Genomic DNA, 26,492 nt, shown 5'->3' on the forward strand with positions numbered 1-26,492 from the left:
TGGTGTTTGCGGTTATTAGCGTTTGTTCATGGCAGACAACATTCCACCGTACACACCGTTAAGGGATGAAAGATTAGTGGTAAGCGATTCCATTTGTTCTTTCAGGCGTCCGGCATTATTGGCCACCTCTTCGTTAATGGCAGCCTGTCGTCCGGCGCTTTCCAGCTGTACCTTGTAAAGACTGTTGAGCGATTCCATCTGTGCGGCCGCCAGGGAGAGCTCCTCACTGTATTTCCTGGTAGAGGAAATAGCATCTACGGTAGGTGCTATATTCTTGGCAGCTCCTTCAAAATTCCTGATACTATACCCCAGGCTACTCATCAGTTCGGCATCGATCCTGGCTTCCTTGAGCAGGTTGTCGAGTTTTTTGGACAACAATCCTTCGGCTTCCTTCACCTCTTCCTCCACTTTCTGCTCCCTTTTCCTGGCCTCTCCTCCGCTGAGCTCGGGATACACCCTGCTCCAGTCCAGGTCTTCATCTACAGGTTCGAACGCCGAAATGGCAAAAATAAGTGCCTCGGATACCAGTCCGATCGCCAGCAGGACGGTTCCGTTAAGCGGCCCGAACTCCCAGTGATTAAGCTTGAAAAGCGCTCCCAGGATAACTACCGAGGCCCCCAGACTATAGGCCATATTAAATAATTTCTTATTGGATTTGGATCTTGCCATAATGGTAAATAGTTGATTTGTTATATATCAGTTAAAATCTCAGAACACCGCTTAGCGGCCTATCTCTTTTGCCCCCATATAATCCTGGACCGTACGGAAGCCGATATAGCTTCTGGCAGAATCCTGGTATTCAAAATCCCGGGTACTCACCTGCAGGAAATAGGCGACATCTTTCCACGAACCTCCCCGTATCACCTTCCTCTTGTTCTGTTCGTCGTAGGCATTGGGGTTCATGGTAGAAGCATAGTCATACGAACTGGGGTCATAGGCCGAATTGGTCCATTCGGAAACATTCCCTGCCATATTATACAACCCGTAATCGTTGGGTTTATAGGATTTTGCCTCCACGGTATACAGGGCATCATCGGCCGCATAGTCGCCCCTGTTCGGTTTGAAATTGGCCAGAAAGCATCCGCGTTCGTCCATCAGGTAGGGTCCTCCCCAGGGATAGGTCCCCGATTCGAGTCCGCCCCGGGCCGCATATTCCCATTCCGCCTCGATCGGCAGTCGGAACTGGTTTACAAAACCTGCACCCCTCGATTTCTGAAAGTCATTCTTGTATTTGGTCCGCCAGTTACAGAATGCCTTGGCCTGTTTCCACGACACTCCCACCACGGGATACTCACTATAGGCATCGTGCCAGAAATAATCATTGTGCATGGGTTCGTTATAGGAATAATAGAAATCCCTGATCCACACCGTAGTATCCGGATAGATCATCATCTCTTCCGTCTTTACAAAGTCTTTCCGGTTCCCCTTTTTCATTTTGGCTGCCGCCTGTATATCCATCCAGGTGTACTTGTATTTCAACTGGGTGACATCTATGGTACGATAACCGTTATACGACTCCTCCAGGGGAAGATACATGGAGTCCATAACTTCGGTATAATACTGATCCGGATATTTCGCCGGGTCCCATATCAGTCTCGGTTTCTTATTGAGCATACGTCCTTCAAAACCGGTTTCACCCATACCGCCGTAATTTTCGATCATATACCTGTCGTATTCCGAAAGCTGGGAAGTATCGGCATCCTTAAAGGCATATTCTCCTATCCCGCCGTCCCCGGGGCCCAGCCCTTCGTAATCGGCAAGAATGGCCAGTTTGGTACGGAGCACGGAATCCTTGACCCATTCCACGAACTGGCGGTACTCACTATTGGTGATCTCGGTCTCATCCATATAAAACGACCTTACGGTAACCGTTTTGGTAGGGGCGTTCATTCCGCCGGAAACGTCAGATTCCGATTTTCCCATAATGAAGGAACCCCCGGGCACCAGCGTCATTCCGTAAGGCTTTTCCGGATGCCATCGCTTTCCGCCTACTCCTACCAACTCTCCCCTGTCCTGTTTACCGCAGCTGTACAAAACAGCTCCGAGGGCTATAACAAAAAATAGTTTTTTCATTCGCTTTTTCGGTTAATATGGTTTAAAAAATTCCGCATACCCTATTACTTCCGATATCCCGATTTTTTTTCAGCTGTATTCCGGCCGGTAACATTCACTGCACCGCTGCCGGCATCATCCCACGGCCGTTTTCTTACAGGCCTTCCACCAGCGTTCGGGGATGATCTCGTTGCAGGCATCCAAATAATCCTTTTGGGTGCATGGTAATAACGTATGTCTTTTCAATTTATTATTCGGTGCCCCGAGAATCGGCACTTCGATCCACCACCTCCCGGAAACATCACTTTTGTAAAAACACAATTCCTGATCTTCCATCGGAACGATATATTTCTCGTAATTACGGGTCCCGGAGAAAGGATAATCCTTTTTCCTGAAATTAAACCCTTCGATAAAATACCACAATATATGTGCGGCGAGTTGAGCACTGGCCGGAGTATTCCGGTTTTCATAGATCCCGAATACGGACACCTTGTCACTGATCCCCGCATACCGGGCAATGGCGCAGATCTCACGCCCGTCAAAACCGTTGGGAAATGTTCCGGGCGCATGCCCGAGGTCTGCCCCCCTGACGGAGGTCATATCAAGGCTTACCACATCGGCATCGCGAAAAACGGGTTCGGCCAGGGTAATGTCTTCCGCCAGCGCCCCGAGCCTGTAGGCATCGAAGAACAATTTGTCCATAAGATCGATCTCTTCCTGGGCATTGAAATAGGTCTGATAACCGAGATTACTGAAATTAAAGAGATTATTCGGCTGCTCTACAATAATCCTGCTCATATAGGAAGCGGAAGAAATCAGTTCACCGGGAGAGCCGAAATCAAAACGGCTATCTACAGAGACCAGGTTTACCATTTGTTCCAGCTGGTCAAAGGCCCTGTAAGTGGCATAGGTAATATCCTGGCTGCCCCCTATAATAATGGGTACAATTTCCCTTTTTACCAGGTATCCCACAAGAGATTTCACCGCAAAATAGGTATCCTCTACGGTATCTCCCGCCGAAATATCACCCAGGTCCGCCATTCCGTGACTCCAGTTTCCCCCGTAAAGCCGGTATAGCTGAATGCGTATCTCGTCCAGGCCGGGCGATATTCCTGCCCCCTGTACTACAGAATTCCTCGTCTCATCCACACCCACGACAGCCAGTTTCACCTGCTCCAGATCAGGTATTCCCTCCTGCCCGGTATGCATCCCTATCTGGTTTCCTATGGTCTGTGCAGACAGTAACTGATTATGGGCCACCACTGTCGTACTTACGGGCGACAAGAACTCAAAATCCATACTTTTTACTCGTGTTTCGCCAATACTTTTCCTGCCATCGGCGTTATTCTTTAATATCCGGTTACTTTTTACGCGCTTTTCCCGCCTTTCCCTTAACCGGTTTTTTTTCTTCCAGCCTCTTTTTTACATCTTCAAGCTCCAGTCCGGAAACATCGACATCCTTGGAAAGCTCCACCTTGCTCCTGCCCTTGATGATATTGTGCCTGCCCCAGCGGGCCTTCTCTATGCGTATCCCTTCTTCCGGCCATTCCCGCACCACTTTTTCGGCTTCCTTTTTAAGCTTGTCCTCGATCAGTTCGGTTATATCATCATCAGACAGGTTGTCAAAATCGTATTTTTTATTGACATTGACAAACATTCCGTCCCATTTGATAAACGGACCGAACCGTCCCTTGCCCTTGGTCACGTCCTTTCCCTTATATGTAGCTATGGGAGCATCGGCCTTTTGCTTGGCCCTTATGAGCTCTACCGCCCGGTCCAGCGTCACATCAAAGACATCTTCCCCCTTGTCCAGGGAAATAAACCCATTGTCATAACGGACATACGGACCGAACCGTCCCACATTGACCTCTACGGGCTTGCCTTCGAAATCGCCCAGCACTCGCGGCAGTTCGAACAGCCCCAATGCCTCTTCCAGGGTAATACCCTCTATGGTCTGCTCCGGAAGCAGGCTGGCAAAGCGGGGTTTTTCCTCTTCTTCAGCCACCCCTATCTGCACCATCGGGCCAAAACGCCCCAGCCGTACACTTACCTGTCTCCCGCTTTCGGGATCCGTGCCCAGGATACGCTCTCCCCTTTCCCTGTCGGCATTTTCCTCTACATCCTTTACCTGGGGGTGGAACCCTTTGTAAAACTCCTTCATCATCAGGGTCCAGTCTTCTTCTCCCGATGCAATATCGTCAAAATTCTGTTCTACCCTGGCCGTAAAATTATAATCAAGTATGTTTTCGAAATGGGTCACCAGGAAATCATTGACTATGGTCCCTATATCCGTAGGCACCATTTTTCCCTTATCCGCCCCTGTAATTTCCGAAAGTGTCTTCTCCTGCAACTCACCCTTACGCAGGGTAAACTGTGTGTATTTGCGTTCTGTTCCTTCTATACTGCCCTTTTCTATATAACCGCGGTTCTGTATGGTGGAAATGGTAGGCGCATAAGTAGAAGGGCGCCCTATTCCCAGTTCTTCCAGTTTCTTTACCAGCGACGCTTCCGTGTAGCGGTACGGCGCCCGCGAAAAACGCTGGGTAGCCGTCATTACCGTATTGTCCAGGACCTCTCCTTTTTCCAATGCCGGAAGCAGGCCGTCCTGTTCTTCGTCCTCTTCGTCCGTTCCCTCGATATACACCTTCAGAAAACCGTCGAATTTAAGCACCTCCCCGGTAGCAGTAAACAGCTCCTTATGCGTATCGGCTTCTATTTTCACATTCGTACGTTCCAGTTCCGCATCGCTCATCTGGGAGGCAATGGTACGCTTCCAGATCAGGTCGTACAACCGTGCCTGGTCACGTTCTACGGACACGGAATGACGTGATATATCGGTAGGACGTATGGCTTCATGGGCTTCCTGGGCCCCCTTGGCCTTCTGTGCAAAATTCCTGGGTTTGCTGTACTTTTCCCCGAAGGCCTGTTTTATCTCTGCCTTTGCGGCCTCTGATGCCTCGGGAGAAAGGTTTACGCTATCGGTTCTCATATAGGTGATAAGCCCCGCTTCATACAGGCGCTGGGCTATGTTCATGGTCCTGCTCACCGAAAAGTAGAGTTTCCGGGAGGCCTCCTGTTGCAGTGTGGATGTTGTAAAAGGAGGTGCCGGGGTCTTTCTGGCAGGTTTGGTCTCAAGGCTGGCTACCTTAAACGCCGCGCCGGTATTGCGTTCGAGAAACTGTTTTGCTTCTTCCTTCGTACCGAAAGTTTTCGGCAGTTTGGCCTTGAAAGTCTTTCCTTCCGCGGTCCGGAACTCGGCCACTATGCGGAACGACACTTCCGGGGTAAACCGGTTGATCTCCCGTTCGCGTTCCACGATAAGCCTTACGGCCACCGACTGCACCCTCCCGGCAGACAGTCCGCCCTTTATCTTTTTCCAGAGTACGGGCGAGAGTTCGTATCCCACGAGCCGGTCCAGCACGCGCCTCGCCTGCTGTGCATTGACAAGGTTGTAATCTATCCCCCTGGGGTTTTCTATCGCCTTGAGAATGGCGTTACGGGTTATGGCATTAAAAACGATGCGCTTTGTCTTGGACCGGTCGAGCTTAAGCTGTTCCGCCAGGTGCCAGGCTATGGCTTCCCCTTCGCGGTCCTCATCACTCGCAAGCCATACCGTATCAGCTTTGGAAGCGAGGCTCCGGAGGTTTTTAACCACCTCTTTCTTGTCTTTCGAAACAATATATTTCGGCTTGAAATCCTTGGTCACATCTACCCCCAGCTCTTTGGAAGGCAAATCGGAAATATGTCCGTAACTGGACGCTACCTTATAATCCTTTCCCAAAAACTTTTCTATGGTTTTTGCCTTGGCAGGCGACTCAACAATCACTAAATTCTTTGCCATAAACCCGATTTTAAGATTACAAAAGTATATTAAAAAAAATTTATGGAAGCACCCCCGTGTTTTTTTGAATAAAAATACCCCGGCATTTCCCTGCCAAATTGTCACTGAGTTTATAAATAATCCTATCTTTGTACCCTGAAAATATCACAAACGGAGTGCAATTCGTTTTTCCGGGCCGGACCCGTACAACCTTTCCGGTTCCAGTATATTTCCGGAAGATCACCGATAAAACATTCCGTTAAGGGCACAGGGTATTATGGAAAAAACAATAGACGAAAAGAAACAGGGAGAGCAGCTCGTAATGGATATACAGCATTACCCGGAACAAGGTGTACAGCACCGGAAAGACGGTAAAAAACTGTATATAGAAAGTTATGGCTGCCAGATGAATTTCTCCGACAGCGAGATCGTAGCCTCCATCCTTGCCGGGGAAGGCTTCAATACCACCCAGCAGCTGGAAGAAGCCGACCTGGTCCTGATCAACACCTGCTCCATACGGGAAAAGGCAGAACAGACCGTGCGCAAAAGGCTCGAAAAGTTCAACGCCGTCAAAAGGATAAACCCCGCCATGAAGGTCGGGGTACTGGGCTGTATGGCCGAGCGCCTGAAAAGCAAGTTCCTGGAAGAGGAAAAGATCGTGGATATGGTGGTAGGGCCCGATGCCTACAAAGACCTGCCCAACCTGGTGCAGGAAATCGATGAAGGGCGCAATGCGGTAAATGTCATTCTCTCCAAAGAAGAGACTTATGGCGATGTTTCTCCGGTGCGGCTCAACAGTAACGGGGTCACTGCCTTTGTATCGATCACCAGGGGATGCGACAATATGTGCACCTTCTGCGTGGTCCCGTTTACGCGGGGTCGGGAACGAAGCCGGGATCCGCAATCCATCCTGGAGGAAGTGGGGCAGCTCTGGGAAAAGGGATACCGGGAGATCACCCTGCTCGGGCAAAATGTAGACAGCTATCTGTGGTATGGAGGAGGGCTCAAGAAGGATTTCGAAAATGCCTCGGGGATACAGAAAGCCACAGCGGTAAGTTTTGCCGGCCTGCTGTCTATGACAGCCGAAGCATATCCCAAAATGCGCATCCGGTTCTCTACCTCCAACCCGCAGGACATGACACTTGACGTGATCAGGACCATGGCAGAATATCCCAATATCTGCAAATACATCCACCTCCCGGTGCAAAGCGGGAGCGACCGTATACTCCGGGCCATGAACCGCCTGCATACCAGGGAAGAGTATTTCCGGCTTATCGACAACATCAGGGAGATCATTCCCGACTGTGCCATTTCTCACGATATGATCGCCGGTTTTCCCACAGAAACCGAGGCAGACCACCAGGATACCCTCTCACTTATGGAATATGTGAAATACGACTTCGGCTTTATGTTTGCCTATTCGGAGCGTCCCGGAACACTGGCCGCGAGAAAGATGGAAGACGATGTTCCCGAAGAGGTCAAAAAGCGCAGGCTTACCGAGATCATCAACCTGCAGCAACAGCACGGTCTATTCCGTACACAGCAGCACCTGGGAAAAACGGAAGAGGTGCTTATCGAAGGCCCTTCCAGAAAAAGCGATGCCCACTGGATGGGACGCAATACCCAGAATACGGTTGTAGTATTTCCCAAAGAACACTACAATATAGGCGATTTTGTCAATGTAAAGATTACCGACTGTACTGCTGCAACCCTGATAGGAGAAGCAACAGGCCTTTCTGATAAGAGCTTGTTCTAATCCGGAAGCAGCAAGCAAGTATAACCCAAAACACGTTTTCCCGGTATTGCATACACCAAACCGGGAAGGCAGTCAGAAGAGCATGGAAAACGTACAAGCCATAAAACAGCGGTTCGGTATCATAGGCAACGATGTAAAGCTCAACCGCGCCATCGAAAAAGCCACACAGGTAGCCCCTACCGATATTTCGGTACTGGTAACCGGGGAAAGCGGAGTAGGAAAGGAAAGTATTCCCAAGATCATCCACTCCCTGTCGCATCGCAAACACGGCAGGTTTATCGCGGTCAACTGCGGGGCCATTCCCGAGGGTACCATAGACAGCGAGCTCTTCGGGCACGAAAAGGGCTCTTTTACAGGGGCCACCCAGACCCGTAGCGGATATTTCGAAGAGGCCGACGGGGGTACCATATTCCTGGACGAAGTGGGAGAACTCCCGCTCACCACCCAGGTACGGCTTTTACGGGTGCTGGAAAACGGGGAGTTTATAAAGGTAGGGTCGTCAAAAGTGCAGAAAACCAATGTCCGTATCGTAGCCGCTACCAACGTCAATATGTTTGAGGCCATCGAAAAGGAAAAGTTCCGCGAAGACCTCTACTACCGCCTCAGTACCGTGGAAATACACCTTCCCCCGCTGAGAGACCGCAGGGACGACATCCACCTGCTCTTCCGGAAGTTTGCCGCCGACTTTGCCCAGAAATACAAAATGCCCGCAATCCGGCTGGAGGACAGCGCCGTAAAAGTACTGCTGGAATACCGATGGGCAGGGAATATCAGGCAGCTCAGGAATGTGGCCGAGCAGATATCGGTACTGGAACAGGACCGCTCCATCTCGGCAAATACGCTTACGGGGTACCTGCCCGGTGCCGGAAAAAACCTGCCGGCTGTGATCAGTGACAAAAAGTCCCAGGGTGATTTTGGCAGCGAACGGGAGATCCTGTACAAAATACTGTTCGATATGAAAGGTGATCTCAACGACCTGAAAAAGCTCACACTCGAACTCATGCAGTCGGGCAGCAGTCAGAAGGTAAAAGAGGAAAACCAGAACCTCATCCGGAAAATCTACGGAAAATCCGATGCTCCTGATGATTTTGAAGATCTCGCCAGGAATTCAGGCATCTCTACCGAAAACTACCCGGCTATCGAGGATTACGAAGACAGCGAGGCCCTGGAGGTGCTTCCCGTGGCGCAGGACCAGGAACTCCGGAACACCGAAGACAAATACCACTTTGCCGAAGAGATCGAAGAGGAAGAAACGCTTTCCCTCCAGGACAAGGAACTGGAACTCATCAGGAAGGCCCTGGAACGGAACCACGGCAAACGAAAAGCCGCAGCAGCCGAACTGGGAATTTCCGAAAGAACGCTGTACAGGAAAATAAAACAATACGATTTGTAAGGAAGATTAGCTGGAAGTCGGGAGTCCGAAGTCGGGGTTCTCATTCTGAGCGAAGTGCAGCGAAGCCGAAGGCTCTATCGTCGGAATGACAACAGCCAACCAGTAACCAAAATAAATACATTCGCATGAAAAACAATCATACAGGCCCGGCAATACCGAAAAGGGCTGTTTCCATATTGGTAGCCTGTGCTGCCCTGCTTATTTTTAAAGGATGTGGCATATACAACTTTACGGGAGGCGATGTCGGAAGTGCCCAGACCTTCCAGGTAAATACGTTCCGGAACGAAGCCCCGCTGGTCGAACCCGGACTGGACCGGGACTTTACCCTGGCGTTACAGGACCTGATCATGAATCAGACCAGCCTGGACCTGGTACCTTCCGGCGGAGACCTGCTCTACGAAGGAGAGATCACCGAATACCGGGTGGCCCCCATGACGGCAACAGCACAGCAAACCGCCGCCCAGAACCGCCTGACCATAGGGGTGCGTGTGCGTTTTACCAACAACACCAAGGAAGATGCCGATTTCGAACGCACGTTCTCGTTTTATTACGATTTCCCTGCCAACTCACAGCTCAACTCAGTAAAATCGGCTGCTCATGAAGAGATCTTCGAGAGGATCACCCAGGATATCTTCAATGCCTCCCTGGCCGACTGGTAGGTATTTGCAAGTCGTTAGTTTGTGAAGAATGGCAGGAAGTCAAAACAAACAATATCAACATGAACGCTTCAGACTACATACAACTCTTAAGAAAACCCGAAAACATCCGGCTGGAAGAAACAACAGCCCTGGAAACCCTGATCGGGGAATACCCCTTTTTTCAGTCGGCCAGGGCACTTCACCTGAGAGGGCTCAGTAATCTGAACAGCTTCCGGTACAACGATGCACTCAAAAAAACTGCGGCCCATACCACCGACAGGACAGTGCTGTTCGACCTGATCACCTCAAAAGAATTCCTGCAGAACCGCATTGCCAAAACCATCGCCAACCGGAAGACCAATCTCGGGGATATCGAAGTCAATGCACAGGAGATCCGCATAAAGGGCAATACCCTGGTCGAACAGACCCACCTGGCAGATGAACAGGACGCCGAACGCATCCTCGATCCTTCCGTATTTATTCCCGTACCTTCCGAAACGGAACAACAACTCGGAATAGGGACTCCCCTGACCTTCGGTCACGGTGAGAAGCACTCCTTTTCGGAATGGCTTAAATTATCGTCCTGCCAGCCGGTCGCGCGGGAAACGGCAGTCAGTTCGCAGAAAGACAAAAACAAACAACCTGCTCCGGCAGAGATCAGCAGGAAATTCAAGCTTATAGACAAGTTTATCAAAAACAACCCGAAGATCGTGCCCAGGGCAGACCGGAACAAGGAACCCACCGTAGTAAACCTGGCCCACAATGCGCAAGTGGAACAGGAAGAGCTGATGACCGAGACCCTGGCCAGGGTATACCTGGAACAAAAACGGTATAAAAACGCCATTCAGGCCTATAAAATATTAAGTTTGAAATATCCGGAAAAAAGTGGTTTCTTTGCAGACCAGATCAAGGCCGTTAAAAAACTGCAACAAAACAGTTGACCGATGGCCGCTGTCCGGAAACCGGGAATTTCCGGACGGGATACGACAACAAAGCATATTAATATATTATCACATAAACAATGAGTACGTTTTCTATATTCATGGTGCTGATCATTATCGTGGCACTTTTATTAGTTCTGGTCATTATGGTACAGAATCCCAAAGGCGGAGGACTGTCTTCTTCCTTCGGTGGTGGCGGTAGCCAGATCGTAGGCGGCGTTAAAAAGACCGGAGATTTCCTGGACAAGAGTACCTGGACCCTCGCTACCATCCTGATCGTGCTGATACTGCTTTCGAACCTCAGCCTCAGGAACAGCGGTGCATCGCAGGAGTCCAAACTGCTGGAAGGCCAGCGGACAAGACAGGAAACTACAATACCGCAACAGGACAACACCACACCTCCGGTACCGACAGAAACCGATACTACCGGGGAACCCGAATAGCGGACAGACAAAAAAGATACCTGAAAAAATGCCAGCTTGTCATAAGTTGGCATTTTTATTTACAAAAATGTCAGTTTCCTTTCCTTTTTAAGACATTCGTACACGTTGGCATAATTTCTGCCTGACAGTGCATAGTTTAAACATAAATCTAATTTAAAATAAAATAGTAAAAATGGCTGAAGTAAACATTAAACCGCTTGCAGACAGGGTTCTGGTAGAACCTGTCGCCGCAGAAACAACAACTGCTTCCGGAATTATCATTCCCGATTCTGCCAAGGAAAAACCTCAGAAAGGAGTTGTTGTTGCAGTTGGTCCCGGTACCAAGGACGAACCGTTAACTGTAAAAGTCGGTGATACTGTGCTTTACGGAAAATACTCCGGTACCGAACTCAAACTCGAAGGTACCGATTACCTGATGATGCGCGAAAGCGATATCCTGGCTATTGTATAGCACCCCCTTATCACAACCGGATTGACACTGAACTGAAAACAGTAAATTAAAAACAACAGAAAATGGCTAAAGACATAAAATTTGACATTGAAGCCCGTGACGGACTAAAGCGCGGAGTAGATGCCCTCGCAAATGCAGTAAAAGTAACACTCGGCCCCAAAGGGAGGAACGTAATTATCAGCAAATCCTTCGGAGCCCCCACCGTAACCAAGGACGGGGTTTCCGTAGCCAAGGAAATAGAGCTGGACAACGCGCTGGAAAACATGGGCGCACAGATGGTTAAGGAAGTAGCCTCCAAAACCAATGACCTCGCCGGTGACGGAACCACCACGGCTACCGTTCTGGCACAGGCCATCGTTAAGGAAGGCCTGAAAAACGTAGCGGCAGGAGCCAACCCCATGGACCTTAAAAGAGGGATCGACAAGGCTGTGGAAGTCCTGGTGAAAGACTTGGCAAAACAATCGAGGGAGGTAGGTGATGCTACAGACAAGATAAAGCAGGTAGCTGCCATTTCTGCCAACAACGACGAAACCATCGGTGAGCTTATCGCCCAGGCGTTTACGAAAGTCGGAAAGGAAGGGGTAATTACCGTAGAAGAAGCCAAAGGTACTGACACCTATGTAGATGTTGTGGAAGGGATGCAGTTCGACAGGGGATACCTCTCTGCCTATTTCGTTACCGATTCCGAAAAGATGGTTGCCGAACTGGAAAACCCGTATATCCTTCTTTTCGACAAGAAGATCTCCAACATGAAAGACCTTCTTCCCGTACTCGAGCCTGTTGCCCAGCAAGGAAAACCCCTGCTGATCATTGCCGAGGATGTAGACGGTGAGGCCCTCGCCACCCTGGTCGTAAACAAACTGAGAGGTTCTCTCAAGATCGCAGCGGTAAAAGCCCCGGGATTCGGTGATCGCAGAAAAGCCATGCTGGAAGACATCGCCATCCTTACCGGAGGTACCGTAATTTCTGAAGAGAGAGGATTTACGCTCGAAAATGCTACCATAGACATGCTGGGTACTGCCGAGAAAGTAGCCATAGACAAAGACAATACTACCGTAGTCAACGGTGCCGGTGAAGCCGAAGCCATTAAAGGCCGCGTAAACCAGATCAAGGCGCAGATAGAAACGACTACCTCAGACTACGACAGGGAAAAACTTCAGGAACGCCTTGCCAAACTGGCCGGTGGTGTAGCCGTACTGTATGTAGGTGCTGCCTCCGAAGTGGAAATGAAAGAGAAAAAAGACCGCGTAGATGATGCACTTCACGCTACCCGCGCTGCCGTAGAAGAAGGTATCGTAGCCGGTGGTGGTGTGGCCCTGGTAAGAGCCAAGGCAGTGCTCGACCAGGTGAAAGCCCTGAACCCCGACGAAGAGACCGGAATACAGATCGTGGCCCGCGCTATCGAATCGCCGCTGAGAACTATCGTTGAAAACGCAGGTGGCGAAGGTTCCGTAGTCGTTTCCAAAGTACTCGACGGAAAAGACGACTTCGGTTACGATGCCAAGTCCGAAACCTATGTAGACATGTTTAAGGCCGGTATCATCGACCCCAAGAAAGTAACCCGTATCGCCCTGGAAAATGCGGCTTCCGTATCCGGTATGATCCTCACTACCGAGTGTGCGCTTACCGATATCAAGGAAGACAACCCTGCACCTGCAGGCCCTCCCATGGGCGGGGGAATGCCGGGAATGATGTAAAACAAATGTTTCCGATAAAAAAAGCTGCCCGAGAGGCAGCTTTTTTTATTCCTATAATTTTGCCATCCGCAGCCGGAGGGAATTGGCAATCACCGACACCGAACTGAAGCTCATGGCCAGCGCAGCGATCATGGGCGACAACAACAAACCGGATACAGGATACAACACGCCGGCCGCTACCGGAATTCCCAGGGCATTATACGCCAGGGCAAAGAACAGGTTCTCCTTTATATTCCGCATAACCTTATGACTCAGCATACGGGCCCTCGCTATACCATTGAGGTCTCCTTTCACCAGGGTGATCTCCGCGCTCTCTATCGCCACATCAGTCCCGGTCCCCATCGCTATACCTATGTCGGCCTGTGCCAGCGCCGGGGCATCATTGATCCCGTCTCCCGCCATGGCTACTTTCTTTCCGGCTTCCTGCAACCGTTTGACCTCGTTCAGCTTGTCCGCCGGCAACATCTGCGCCTTAAAACCGTCCAGCCCGAGCGTTTCATTTACCGCCCTTGCCGTGTCTTCATTATCACCGGTCAGCATAACCACCTCCATGCCTTCGTCCTGTAATTTCTCTATGGCTTCCCTGCTGGTCTCCTTTATTTTATCCGAAATCACCACAAAACCCAGCACCTCACCATCTTCTGAAAGGCAGGATACGGTTTTTCCCTGTTGTTGTTCCGCCTTTACCTGTTTTTGCAATGCTTCCGGGAGCTTTACCCCTAACTGCTCCAGTAATTTGTCATTTCCGAGTGCCAGAGCCTTGTCCTGCCCCCCTTCGGAATGCACACCCTTTACCCCCTTCCCGGTAACAGATTCGAAATCGTTTACCTGTACGGGCTCTACCCCTTTTTCTTCGGCATACCGCATGGTTGCCTGTGCCAGGGGATGTTCGCTATGACTGTTGAGCGATACTATCTTTTGCAGGACCTCATCCCCGCCTGACCCGCCGGCAGCCACCACTTTTTCCACCGAGGGTTTCCCTTCGGTAACCGTTCCGGTCTTGTCAATGATCACCACATCAATTTTATTCATTCGCTCCAGGGCCTCCGCATTTTTAATGAGCACCCCCGATTGGGCGCCCTTACCCACCCCGACCATGACCGACATGGGCGTTGCCAGTCCCAGCGCACAGGGACACGCAATGATAAGTACGGCAATGGCATTTACAAAGGCATACACATAGGACGGTTCGGGACCGTATACGGCCCATACGATAAAGGTCAGTACGGATATCAGCACCACGACAGGCACAAAATATCCCGAGATCCTGTCGGCCAGTTTCTGTATCGGGGCCCTCGACCTGCTGGCGGAATTGACCATATCCACAATCTGCGAAAGCAGGGTATCGGCTCCTACCTTCTCGGCCTCCATTACAAAACTCCTGTTTCCGTTAATGGTGCCTGCGCTGACCGTATCTCCTTCCCCGCGATCGACCGGGATAGGCTCCCCGGTGATCATGGACTCGTCTATCGTACTCTTTCCCTCCTTGATAATTCCGTCTACCGGGATCTTCTCCCCCGGCTTTACCCTGAGCAGGTCACCCTTTTCCACATCGTCCAGGCTCACCACCTGTTCCTTTCCCTCTACCACCCTGGTCGCCGTATTGGGTGCCAGTTTCAACAGTTCCCTGATGGCCGAATTGGTCTTGCCGTGTGCCCTTGCCTCAAGTAACTGCCCGAGTAATACCAGCGTAAGGATTACGGTTGCCGCCTCGAAATACACGTGAACCGTACCGTCGGCAGACTTGAACTGCTCCGGCAATATCCCCGGGAATGCCATTCCGCCGAGACTGAATAGCCAGGCTACCCCCGCTCCCAGCCCGATCAGGGTAAACATATTGAGGTTCCAGGTCACCACAGAGCGGTATGCCCGCTCAAAAAACATCCATGTAGCATAAAACACCACCGGCAGGGAAAGCCCCAGCTGTATCCAGTTCCAATACTCGCGGGGGAGCCAGTCCCCCACAGGGTCCCCCGGAAGCATTTCAGACATCGCGATCAGGAATATGGGAAGGGTAAATGCCACGGCAATCTTGAACTTGCGCAACAGCTTGATGTAATGCTCATCCGTTTCTTCCTCTTCCTCTTCCACAGGAACAAGGTCCATTCCGCATTTCGGGCAGCTTCCCGGCTGGTCACTGATCACCTCGGGATGCATCGGGCAGGTATAAGACACCTTTTTTCGCCGTGGTGAAGGTGCCTCCACGAGATCCATCCCACACACAGGACAACTTCCCGGTTTGTCATAGGTCTTGTCCTCTTCACAGTGCATGGGGCAATAGTAAACCCCGCTGCCGGGAACACTGCCTTTTTTCGCGGAAGCATGGGAAGCATCGTGTTTTCCATCACTGCTGCAACAGCTACACCCCTTTTTTTCCTCACCCGGAAGCGCAATGCCGTAATGCCCCCTGTCGGCCTCAAAGGCCTCCCCCAGTTTTGCGAAGGGAACGTGCTCTTCCATCTCCACTACGGCCTCTGCCTTGTCCAGGTCTACCGTTACCCCGGTAACCCCGTCGACACTGCCGATAATCTTCTCCACATGCCCTTTACACCCCGTACAGGACATTCCGGTTATTTTATAGGTATGTTTCATCATGATTTTATCCGTATTTAAGAATGCAAAGTTCCGGGATAAAAACCGGAAGTTATTATACAATTCCGGAAAAGGATTGTATAATTTACGGATTTTCTGCAGAAGAAACAGGCTGTTTCCGGGGTAATACCTCCGGGAGGGATTTTTATATGCGTTTCGTAGATTCCCTGACGATCAGTTCGGTCTTAAGGGTTATGGTCTGATAATCTATGATATCGGCATCATCTTCCTCTATCTGGCGTATCAACAGTTTGGCCGCAGCCTCTCCCATCTGGAATGCCCGGTCATTGACCGTCGTGAGACTGGGCTCTATAATCCTGGAAATGGGATAATTACTAAAGCCTGCAATAGCTACCTGTTCCGGTATTTTTATGCCGGCCTTATTAAAGGCCTGGATAATACTCACGGCAGTATAATCGTTCGCACAGAAGATGCCGTCGGGCAGATCGGGCAGCTGCAGCAGCCTGCGGGCACAATCTGCACCTTCCTCGTAACTCAGGTTTTTGGTGGTCAGGATAAAATCGTCCCGGAACATCATGCCATTGTCGGCAAGAGCGGCCTTATATCCTTCCAGGCGTTTCCTGAAAATACCGGTAGACTGATTACCCGCAATGTGAAAGATCCTCCTGCAACCGACATCTATAAGGTGTTCCGTAGCCGTGTATGAAGATTCGTAATCGTCGATGTTGACTTTATTGGTCAGGAAGTTTTCCGGGGTACGGTCGTAAAACACCTGGGGCACTTTCAGGTTGTTCAACCGTTTGAGATGATCAAATATCCTCGACTCCATCGCCAGGCATATAATAACGCCCTCCACCATTTTTGTCTGAAGGATCTTCACGATCTCTTTCTCCCGCTTATAGGAATCATGTGATTGAAAAATGGTAACGTGATACCCGCTTTTATATGAAAACTCCTCGATACCACTGATGACCCTGGAATGAAAATGCACATCGATCCTGGGTACAATGACACCGATGGACCTGGTTTTCTTACTCCGGAAACTCGCCGCTATGGAATTGGGGGTAAACCCCAGCTCCTCGGCCCTGTCTTTTACGGTTTTCTTGGTAGCCTCACTGATGGCCGGATGATCAGACAGGGCCCTGGATATCGTAGACGGTGCCAGCCCCAGATCCCTGGCCAGATCTTTTAAAGTTACTCGTCCTTTAGTCATCTCAAAATTCAAACGTTTGCATAAAAAATAAATTAAACATAAGGAATATCAGGTGAACTTATACTAACACCCTCTCTTTGAAAACCACCATACAGCTGATAACAAGATGCTTAATTTATCACAAAGATAATAAACATCCTCTTACAAAACGCGCTTGCTTCCCGTTTTTTTAGAAAATTTTAAGGCAAACGTTTGCATAAAAAAGATCTAAAATATACATTTGATATGATTTTAAGACTTAATTAGTGATAATCCGAAAAAAAATGGTCAAATGAGTGAACCTTACAAAAACAATCTCCGCCATTGCGGAATAATTCGGAACTTCATGGGATATATGGCCTTCCTGGCGATACACCTTTTGATATCAGGCCCGGTCATGGCCCAGGAAAGGACAGTCTCGGGAACCATTACCGACAGCGAGACCGGCATGCCACTGCTCGGGGTAAATATCATTATCAAGGGAACTTCTACGGGAACTTCTTCCGACCTGGACGGGAACTATACCATTACGGGAATTTCTCCGGGCGATATCCTGACGTACTCCTTTATGGGGTATGAGTCCCGGGACATACCCTTCGATGCCAATACTACCATAGATGTTTCCCTCACTCCGGCAACCAACGAGCTGGAAGAAATGGTAGTCGTAGGGTACGGGCGCCAGAAAAAGAGGAACGTCACGGGATCTGTGGTTTCCGTGGGAAGTGAAGAGATCGCACAATCCAATTTACAGGACCCGGTATCCGTCCTCCAGGGAAGGGCTGCCGGGGTACAGGTCACTTCCAACTCGGGGGCTCCCGGCGGGGGAATGACCATCCGTGTAAGGGGAAATTCTTCCCTGAATTCCGGGAACGACCCGCTTTTTGTAGTAGATGGCGTTCCCATAGAATCCAACAGCCTGTCTTCCCTCAACGGTACGGAAAATTTCGGATTAAATCCCCTGGCCGATATCAATCCCGACGATATTGAGTCCATTGAAATTCTCAAAGACGCCGCATCGACAGCCATATACGGTTCCAGGGCGGCCAACGGAGTGGTCATGATCACTACAAAACGGGGAGCGGAAGGCAAGGCCCAGGTAAACCTCAATGTCCATACCGGGATAAGCCAGATCACCAGGAAACTCAGTGTGCTCAACGCCAGCCAGTACAGGGAGCTCATCCTCGATTCTTACCGGAACATGGATAATCCCGAAGAACCCTACTGGACGGTAATAGACTCGCTTAACCCCAGGAATACAGGTGATGTGGACTGGCAGGACGAATTGCTGCGCACTGCTTCCCAGTACAAAATAGACCTGGCAGTAAGGGGCGGAGCCGAAAATGTGAAGTACTCCTGGAGTTCTTCTTTCCTCAATCAGGACGGCATTATCCTGAACTCCAATTACAAAAGGGTAACCACAAGGCTTAACGTAGACTTCGATATTTCAGATAGATTAAGGGCAGGCCAGAGCATTGCCTATACCAACACCAATAACAACAGGATAAATGCCGGAGGTACCGGAAACCTGAGTGTGATCCGCGAACTGCTGGTAAGGCCTCCCTCCTATGCCATGTATCTCCCCGACGGTTCACTGAACGGGTATATGGTAGGAAGGCGTAACCCGGTGGGTATTGCGCTTTATGCCACACACCAGAACAAGAGCAACCGGATTATCGGGAACGAATACCTCGAGTACGATATCATGGACGGGCTGACCTTCAGGAGTAACCTCAACCTCGATTTTACCGCCATGAAAGAAGACGATTTCATGCCTTCCATTCTCGACTACCGCGAAGGATACAATACCGGGGCCGTAAGAAGTACCAACAATATTACATGGGGCAACGAAAATTACCTGAAGTTCGATAGAAACTTCGGAGAAAAACACAGCCTGAATGCCCTGGCGGGGTTCAGCTTTCAAAACTGGCAGTACGAACGTACGGGACTGGACGGGATGTTTTTTCCCAGTGACAATATCCGTACCCTCAACGGGGCCGGTACCATTTCCAACCAGGAAGTGAACATTACCACGGAGCACTCCATGCTCTCCTATTTCGGAAGGGTGTCTTACGATTATATGGGAAAATACCTCGCAGAGGTAAATATCAGGGCCGACGGTTCTTCCAGGTTCGGAAAAGACAAACGCTTCGGTTACTTTCCCTCGGCATCGGTAGGCTGGAGGTTCTCTGAAGAGAAATTCCTTGAAAACCTCGATTTCCTAAGCGATGCCAAACTTCGCTTCAGTGTGGGGAACACCGGTAATGAGGCCATAGGCAATTACACTTCACAGGGAGAATTTATGGTGGGGAGCAACTACCTCGATTATTCGGGGGCGTCGCCTTCGGTCATGCCCAATTCCGGGCTTACCTGGGAAACCACCACCCAGTATAACGCCGGGCTCGATGTTTCCCTTTGGAGAAACCGCCTGATCTTCAATGCCGATTTCTACATAAAAGATACCCGCGACCTGCTATACAATGTTCCGATACCGCGAACTACCGGCTTCAGTTATATCACACAGAACATCGGGAGGATACAGAACAAGGGAATCGAATTCCTGGTAAGCAGCCGTAACCTTACGGGCGATTTCAGCTGGAATACCAACTTCAATATAAGTGCCAACAGGAACAAGGTCAAGGAACTCCCCGAAGACCTGCTTACCAATGGCTATATCCAGAACGGCACCTATCACATCCTCAAGGAAGGGCTTCCCATAGGCACGTTCTACGGCTGGAAATTCGACGGCGTTTACGCCCGTGACGAAGACAATGTAAACGGGGTGACCAACGGCGCAATGGGCAGGGAGTTCCAGGGCGGGGACCCTATCTGGAACGACCTGAACGGAGACCATATCATCAATGAAGACGACCGGCAGATCATCGGTAATGCCGAACCCGATTTCTTCGGGGGGATCACCAACGATTTCAGCTACAAGAACTTCACGCTCAGCGTATTTTTCCAGTTCTCCGTAGGCAACGAGATCTACAGCGAGATCAACCATCAGAGAAATTCGGTAGTCCGGTACAACAACCTCTCTACCGACGCACTCGGGAGATGGAGGGAACAGGGCGATATCACGGATTTTCCGAGGCCCGTACGGGACGACCCCATGCAGTCAGACAGCAGGGTACAAAGCAGATGGGTAGAGGACGGCTCGTATATCAAACTCAAAAACGTACATTTCAGGTACAGCTTTCCTTCCAGGATCATCAATAAGATCGGTATCCATAAGCTCGATGCCTATATCACGGCGACCAACCTCATTACCTGGACGAAATACACGGGCTTTGACCCGGACGTCAATTCCTACAGCGGGTTACGGGCAGGTGTAGACGAAGGCTCCTATCCGCAGAGCCGCACCCTTATCCTGGGATTAAATTTTGGACTTTAAAAACTACTGGTCATGAAGAACATAAAAAAACTATTTATAGGATGTATACTTGCAGCAATAACGGGTTCCTGTGCAGATTCCATACTGGACAAAGAACCGGTGAGCAGCTTTCCGGCCCAGGGGTTTTACAAGAATGCCAGTGATGCCCAGGCCGGGGTATACGGGATTTACGACGCCATGCAATCGGCTTTCAGGATCAATTTCTCCCTCTGGGGAGAAGGAAGGGCCGATGCGGTAGACACCAACAACTCGGGAGATGCGCTGGCACTCCACCAGAATACACTTACCCCTATCATTTCCTCTGCCAGCTGGAATAACCTGTACGAGGTCATCAGCCGGGCCAACTATGCCATAAAATACGTGCCCCAGGTCTTTGACGGGGAAAGCACCCTGAAAGACCAGCTGCTGGGGCAGGCACATGCCCTGAGGGCCATCGCCTATTTTTATGCCGTAAGGGTATGGGGCGACGTTCCCTTGATCACCGAACCCTACGAAAGTGCGGAACAGGAACTTTTTATCTCCGCAACCGACCGGGAGATTATACTGGACCAGGTTGTAGACGACCTGATCTTTGCCTCGGAAAACTGTGCGGAAAATTACGGCGGGGAAAGAGACCGCATACTCGTTACACGCGGGGGAGCAAACGGATTTCTCACCCAGGTATATATGTGGAGGGGCGAATATGATATGGTCGTGGAGTCTGCACAAAAGGTACTCGACAATCCCCTGTACTCCCTGGTGCCCATCAATAACTGGTCTGATATCTTTACTACCGGGTTTTCCGGCGAAAGTATCTTTGAAGTAGGTTACAATGAAATACAGACCAATTCCATGCGTGTACTGTATGCCCTGGGGTCCGACAGTTATTATTTCCCCAGTGAGTCGTTCAGGAATTCCTTTGAAAACGGCGACAGGAGAAAATCCCTGATATACGATACCACCCAGGTAACACCCCGTAAAATATGGAAGTTCTTCGGAGAAGGCTTTAACGATGAAAGTCCCGACCCCTCGGAGAACAACATCGTACTGCTGCGCCTGGCAGACATCGTACTGCTAAAAGCAGAGGCTCATGCAAGACTGGGGCAGACCGATACCGCCCTCGAATTGCTGAACAGCATACGAAACAGGGCCGGCCTCCCTGCGCTGGACCCGGAAGATGCCGAAGCGCAATATTCGGGAGTGGAAGCCGCCATTTTACACGAAAGGGCCATCGAACTGTCGTTTGAAGGACACCGCTGGTTCGACCTGGTGAGAACAGGGTCGGCCATAGAAGTGATGCAGCCTGTAAACGGGTTGAACAGTGAGGCCAACTTCCTGTGGCCCATACACGAGGATGCACTGAACAGAAACCCGAACCTGGAACAGAATGAGTTTTACCGGTAATAAAAACCGGGAAGTTAACTTAAAACACTTAAAATCATGCAGAATCACAATATACTGATCCGTTTTCTCGGAATTTGTCTCACAGTAGCCATCACTACCGCAAGCTGTGAGATCCAGAAAGATTTTGAATATCAGAAATCAGGGACAGACGGCAAACTGGAGGTCAGTGCCTGGGAGTTCATACAAGAGAACGATTCGCTGGAATACCTGGAACAGGCCATTGTACTGGCCGAACTTCAGGAGTTGTATGAAGGGGAAGAGGTCAGGACATTTATCACCCCTACCAATGCGTCGTTCAAAACCTACCTGGCCGATAACTCATACAGCAGCATGGAGGAAGTCCCCCTCCCCATTCTCCGCAATATCCTCAGGTACCACATCGTCAATGACAAGGTGCATTTCGGAGACCCCGAACTCTTCGAGAACAACAAGCCCATCGCCTATGATACGGAGAACGGGCAATTGATGTACCTCTCGCACAACAACAATTTCATGGGCCTCATCAACCAGGGGACCAATGTGCAGTGGCAGATCACCACCTCCAACCTCGAACCGCTTAACGGGGTGCTGCACATCGTCAATTCCATCGTCTATTTCTCAGCCCCCGCAGGGGATACCAATGCACCCGACCCGACCCTGGTCAGGGACACCATCTTCCCGGTATACGACACCTATGTAAACGGGGGGGCGCAATCCGGGGCAAACTTCGGGAACAACCCCTTGCTGAAGGTCAAGAATGTTTCCGGGGACGGTGATTACGACCGGAAAGCGTTCCTGATGTTCGACCTGGACGATTTCGACCGGGAAGGAATCATCACCGATATTCAGCTGGAAATCGCTGTGTCCTTTACCCATGCCAAAGGAGTAGCCCTGGATGTATACCAGACGCCTGACACAAGCTGGAATGAAATGGGACTTACTTTTGACAGTGCCGTTTTCCCCCAGGATGGCCCCATTGCAAGTATTACGACAACCAAGGTGTCCAGTTTTAAATTTAACCTGACCGATTTCTACAAGGACAACCAGGAACTCGGCCGCCTGTCGCTTATGCTCGACGGGGAAGCCGGTACCGATGAAACCGATGACCTGGCCTCGAAAGAACACGCCGATCTCCATCCGCCCATGCTGGTGGCCACCCTGGCTTCAGGACAAAATACCCTGGAGTTGTCTACCCATGAAGACATCAACGTTGAAAACGGGGAGACGACCGTGTGGAACAACGATATCCTGGAAATTACCGGTGCAACGGCAGCAGATATCATCTACACCGTAGAAGCTGCTCCCGCTAACGGCTGGCTGATCAAGGGCGCCAATATTCTAAGGGCAGGCGACCAGTTTACCCAGCTGGATGTCGAGCTTATGAACCTGTTGTACATTCACAATGGGGAAGGTGGCAGCGAAGACACTGTAATGCTTTCGGCAAAAGACAAAACAGGCTCCGCTATTGAAGAAATAACCGTGGAAATAAATGTTCAATAACAGGTATATCATCCCAACTATGAATTATTCCACACTTTTTTTACACGCCCGCTCCCTGTTTCAGGCCGGTATACTGGTCCTTTTCCTGTATTCCTGTGGTTCCTCGACAGATAACGATGAGGAAAAACCCCCGGAAAACACCGTACGGACCCTTGATTTTTCAGGATTTGAATGGATAGTGCGCAGTTCCGGCGAGGGCAGGGAAGGCCCGGGGCCCAATTATTTTTCAGATTCGGAGGATAATGTATGGGTAGATGACGACGGCCGGCTGCACCTGAAAATCGTTCAAAAGGGAGGGCATTGGTATTGCGCAGGGATCTCCCTCCGCAGGTCACTCGGATACGGAAAATATGTTTTTTACGTATCCGGAAGGATAGACCGGCTCGACCCGAATGCCGTAGCCGGAATGTTTACCTACAGGAATGACAACGAAGAGATCGATATCGAATTTTCACGATGGTCCGACCCTGATAACATGGATTCCCAGTTTGCCGTACAACCGTCAGATATTCCGGGCAACAAGGAACGTTACAACCTCGGGCTTTCAGGGGAAACCAGCACGCATTCTTTTGACTGGCAACCCGACAGCATTGATTTCATAAGCCTTTACGGGCACGATACCGCAGTGTCGGAAAACAATGTGATCCACTCCTGGAATTACAAGGGCAGTAACATCCCCCCGGATAAGGACGAAAGACTGAAACTCAACCTATGGCTCTTCAGGGGGCAGAACCCTTCAGACCTGAAAGAACAGGAGATCATTATTGAGAAAGTGGAATATATCAAATAGCTTCCGGGATGATCTTCCGCTACCCTGTCAATCACCCCGCCAAAAATATATCGGGCGGTCAACACAAAAAACAAGAAACTCCGGTACGGCTACATAGCCCGTACCGGGACCCAAATATCAAGTATAAATATGTCAGAACTGAATCAGAACATCTGTGTTTTTTCCACCCCGGAAGAAACAGGAATTGCGGCAGGTAAAGCCGTAGAAGAATATCTTATTGCATTGCAGCGTAAAAAAAAGACCATCCGGATGATCTTTGCCGCCGCCCCGTCTCAGGATCATTTACTATCTTACCTGGCCGATTCCCCGAATATACAATGGGAAAAAATAGTAGCCTTTAACATGGATGAGTACCTCGGACTGGAAGCCCATGCCCCGCAACTGTTTTCACGATACCTGGAAGACAAGCTCTTTTCCAGGGTCAGCCTGAAAGCAAGGCATACGATCAATACGCAAAATCCGGTACAGGAGGAAATAGAACGGTTTACAAAACTCATCAGCCGGGACACTATAGATATCGTATGTCTGGGAATAGGAGAAAACGGCCACCTGGCTTTTAACGATCCGCCTGTTGCCGATTTTAATGACCCCGATACCATAAAAACCGTGGCGCTGGATATGGCCTGCCGGGTACAACAGGTACACGACGAGTGTTTTGACTCGGTCGCCGAGGTCCCCACTCACGCCCTGACCCTCACCATCCCCGCCCTGCTTCGCGGTACGGCCCTGTTCTGTGTTGTAATAGGAAAACACAAAAGAGAAGCCGTCCGCAAAACCCTGACGGGTCCGGTAGAAGAGTCCTGCCCGGCTTCCGTACTGCGAACCCATCCGGACTGCAGGTATTTTTTTGACAAGGCGGCATACGGAAATACAAAGACCGGTAAAATACACCAGCACGGTATTACAGGATAAAAACATTTTAAAAGAAATACACAACACAACAGATTATGCGATATACACAGATTGTCAGTTCAATATTCATGCTCATACTGGTATCCGGGCTAAATGCCCAGCCTTCACAGCGCAGGACCGGCGACTTTGACATCAGGGGTTTTCACCTCGACCTCCGCATACAGGTCATGACCCCGGAAGCGCTTAAGGCATTTGCGAAGGAACTTTCGGATTTCGGTATAAACACTCTTGTGATGGAATGGGAAGCCACATATCCGTTCAGGGAGCATCTCACCATAACCAATAAATATTCGTATTCCAGAAAGGAGATCGAAGATTTTATAGCGTATTGCAATTCACTCGGCATACAGGTGATCCCGTTGCAACAAAGCCTCGGTCATGTGGAATACATATTGCGCAATGCCCGTTACAGTCATCTCAGGGAAGATAAAAAAGATATCTCCCAGTTATGTCCCACACTTCCGGAAGCCAACAGGGAACTGTTCACTTCACTGCTTTCCGACCTTGCAGCTACACATAACTCCGATTATATACATATAGGCGGTGACGAAACCTATCTGCTGGGGCACTGCGAACGATGTGCCGCCAAAGTGGCCGAAAAGGGAAAATCTGCCTTGTTTGTAGATCATATGAAAATGATCGCACAAATTGTACTCGACCTGGGAAAGACCCCGGTGATGTGGGCAGATATCATCCTGAAATATCCCGAAGCCGTAAAAGACCTGCCGGCCGAAACGGTATTCGTAGACTGGAATTACGGTTGGAAAATAAACCACTTCGGCGATGTGGCGGGACTGCAGGACCAGGGATTTACCTTCTGGGGAGCCCCGGCGATCAGGAGTCACCCAGACAACTGGTATGTCACCGCCTGGAAAAAACATCTCGAAAACCAGAAAGACTTTATTCCCTATGCCCGTAATGCCGGTTATGAAGGCATCGTCATGACCTCATGGTCTACAACAGGCTTATACGGCTTTATCTGGGACGTGGGATATGAAGTCATAGACATGGTCCAGATCAGGAACACCTATCCCCTTGCCGGGTTCCGTATCCTTGTGGCTGCCTATGCCAGGTCCCTGGAACAGGAAGCACCTATCGACCCGGAGTCATTTGTTTATGACTACGCCCGGGAACGGTTCGGAATGGATAAAAAGGATGCCGGGAAATTATGGGATTTCATCTCGGCCGTACCGGAACTGATTGAGAACGGAAAACCAGCTTACAGCAAAGACATTACGGCATTGAAAAACAAATTTCTCAACATAAGGAACAGCCTTTACGAATGCCGTGTTAAAACACATAAAGAAGAATTCGAACATTTCAGGCTGATGGCCGACCTCCGCATGCATTACCTGGAATTCAAGGAAATCGAGGCCGCCTACAATACTCCCGGGCTTACGGAAGGGCAGGTTCCCGGACTCATCTCCCGCCTCAACAAGGTATTAAATGACGGAAAGGTACTGAACAAGCGATTTGAAACCCTGATGGACGGTTTTTTATATCCTGCCGGGATCCGGGAACAGAACAAATGGAGGGAAGCGCCTCTTCACGTGCTTTCGGACCGTCTTAATAAAAGAAAAAAATAAAACCATCAGCTACAC

Annotated in this window: 19 protein-coding genes; 13 read left to right on the plus strand and 6 right to left on the minus strand. The window is 50.0% G+C overall.

The annotated features are described in order from the left end of the window. Positions 1–15 precede the first annotated feature (15 nt). From porL to topA, 4 genes are all read right to left on the minus strand, one after another. Positions 16–669 carry a type IX secretion system motor protein PorL/GldL gene (porL, locus tag DN748_RS00910; RefSeq protein WP_112369880.1) on the minus strand — a complete coding sequence of 218 codons (654 nt, stop codon included), beginning with the start codon at positions 667–669 and terminating at the stop codon, positions 16–18. A gap of 51 nt (positions 670–720) precedes the next feature. After that, the gene (gene porK, locus DN748_RS00915; RefSeq protein WP_112369881.1) at positions 721–2,073 is read right to left on the minus strand and encodes a T9SS ring complex lipoprotein PorK/GldK; all 1,353 of its coding nucleotides are present in this window, start codon (positions 2,071–2,073) and stop codon (positions 721–723) included. A 114-nt stretch (positions 2,074–2,187) separates the two neighbouring features. Continuing rightward, the gene (locus DN748_RS00920) at positions 2,188–3,351 is read right to left on the minus strand and encodes a formimidoylglutamase (RefSeq protein WP_112369882.1); all 1,164 of its coding nucleotides are present in this window, start codon (positions 3,349–3,351) and stop codon (positions 2,188–2,190) included. Between the two features lie 61 nt (positions 3,352–3,412). Continuing rightward, complete coding sequence (gene topA, locus DN748_RS00925; RefSeq protein WP_112369883.1) at positions 3,413–5,893, minus strand: type I DNA topoisomerase; 2,481 nt, start codon at positions 5,891–5,893, stop codon at positions 3,413–3,415. A gap of 256 nt (positions 5,894–6,149) precedes the next feature. Here topA and miaB point away from each other — a divergent pair, with 256 nt between their 5' ends. The 7 genes from miaB (at position 6,150) to groL (ending at position 13,191) form a co-directional block, all read left to right on the plus strand. Then, entirely contained in the window at positions 6,150–7,628 is a 1,479-nt protein-coding gene (gene miaB, locus DN748_RS00930) for a tRNA (N6-isopentenyl adenosine(37)-C2)-methylthiotransferase MiaB (protein ID WP_112369884.1), read from the plus strand. A gap of 82 nt (positions 7,629–7,710) precedes the next feature. Continuing rightward, the gene (locus DN748_RS00935; protein ID WP_112370085.1) at positions 7,711–9,021 is read left to right on the plus strand and encodes a sigma-54 interaction domain-containing protein; all 1,311 of its coding nucleotides are present in this window, start codon (positions 7,711–7,713) and stop codon (positions 9,019–9,021) included. Between the two features lie 125 nt (positions 9,022–9,146). Continuing rightward, positions 9,147–9,680: an LptE family protein gene (locus DN748_RS00940; protein WP_112369885.1), complete on the plus strand. Its 534-nt coding sequence runs from the start codon at positions 9,147–9,149 to the stop codon at positions 9,678–9,680. 59 nt (positions 9,681–9,739) lie between these two features. Continuing rightward, complete coding sequence (locus DN748_RS00945) at positions 9,740–10,600, plus strand: hypothetical protein (RefSeq protein WP_112369886.1); 861 nt, start codon at positions 9,740–9,742, stop codon at positions 10,598–10,600. A gap of 80 nt (positions 10,601–10,680) precedes the next feature. Then, a complete protein-coding gene (secG, locus tag DN748_RS00950; protein ID WP_112369887.1) occupies positions 10,681–11,043 on the plus strand; it encodes a preprotein translocase subunit SecG in 363 nt (120 codons plus the stop codon). A gap of 172 nt (positions 11,044–11,215) precedes the next feature. Further along, complete coding sequence (locus DN748_RS00955) at positions 11,216–11,494, plus strand: co-chaperone GroES (protein WP_112369888.1); 279 nt, start codon at positions 11,216–11,218, stop codon at positions 11,492–11,494. Positions 11,495–11,556: 62 nt separating this feature from the next. Then, the gene (gene groL / locus DN748_RS00960; RefSeq protein ID WP_112369889.1) at positions 11,557–13,191 is read left to right on the plus strand and encodes a chaperonin GroEL; all 1,635 of its coding nucleotides are present in this window, start codon (positions 11,557–11,559) and stop codon (positions 13,189–13,191) included. A gap of 51 nt (positions 13,192–13,242) precedes the next feature. On the opposite strand, the gene DN748_RS00965 is transcribed toward groL, so the two are convergent. Both DN748_RS00965 and DN748_RS00970 read right to left on the minus strand, forming a co-directional pair. Next, positions 13,243–15,783 (minus strand): heavy metal translocating P-type ATPase, encoded by a 2,541-nt coding sequence (locus DN748_RS00965; protein WP_112370086.1) that lies wholly within the window; start codon positions 15,781–15,783, stop codon positions 13,243–13,245. A 145-nt stretch (positions 15,784–15,928) separates the two neighbouring features. Then, complete coding sequence (locus DN748_RS00970) at positions 15,929–16,957, minus strand: LacI family DNA-binding transcriptional regulator (protein ID WP_112369890.1); 1,029 nt, start codon at positions 16,955–16,957, stop codon at positions 15,929–15,931. A 271-nt stretch (positions 16,958–17,228) separates the two neighbouring features. Between DN748_RS00970 and DN748_RS00975 the strand changes: the two genes are divergently transcribed. From DN748_RS00975 to DN748_RS01000, 6 genes are all read left to right on the plus strand, one after another. Continuing rightward, complete coding sequence (locus tag DN748_RS00975) at positions 17,229–20,327, plus strand: SusC/RagA family TonB-linked outer membrane protein (RefSeq protein ID WP_112369891.1); 3,099 nt, start codon at positions 17,229–17,231, stop codon at positions 20,325–20,327. Between the two features lie 12 nt (positions 20,328–20,339). Then, positions 20,340–21,710, plus strand: a complete 1,371-nt coding sequence (locus DN748_RS00980) for a RagB/SusD family nutrient uptake outer membrane protein (protein WP_112369892.1) — start codon at positions 20,340–20,342, stop codon at positions 21,708–21,710. Positions 21,711–21,746: 36 nt separating this feature from the next. Beyond that, complete coding sequence (locus tag DN748_RS00985; RefSeq protein WP_112369893.1) at positions 21,747–23,189, plus strand: CBM96 family carbohydrate-binding protein; 1,443 nt, start codon at positions 21,747–21,749, stop codon at positions 23,187–23,189. Positions 23,190–23,208: 19 nt separating this feature from the next. After that, positions 23,209–23,979, plus strand: coding sequence for a glycoside hydrolase family 16 protein (locus DN748_RS00990; protein ID WP_112370087.1), 771 nt, complete (start codon positions 23,209–23,211; stop codon positions 23,977–23,979). A gap of 129 nt (positions 23,980–24,108) precedes the next feature. Continuing rightward, a complete protein-coding gene (locus DN748_RS00995) occupies positions 24,109–24,891 on the plus strand; it encodes a 6-phosphogluconolactonase (protein WP_112369894.1) in 783 nt (260 codons plus the stop codon). A gap of 35 nt (positions 24,892–24,926) precedes the next feature. Beyond that, a complete protein-coding gene (locus tag DN748_RS01000; protein WP_201741389.1) occupies positions 24,927–26,477 on the plus strand; it encodes a family 20 glycosylhydrolase in 1,551 nt (516 codons plus the stop codon). The last annotated feature ends 15 nt before the right edge of the window (positions 26,478–26,492 follow it).

The organism is Sinomicrobium soli (assembly GCF_003285545.1).
Taxonomy (GTDB): domain Bacteria; phylum Bacteroidota; class Bacteroidia; order Flavobacteriales; family Flavobacteriaceae; genus Sinomicrobium.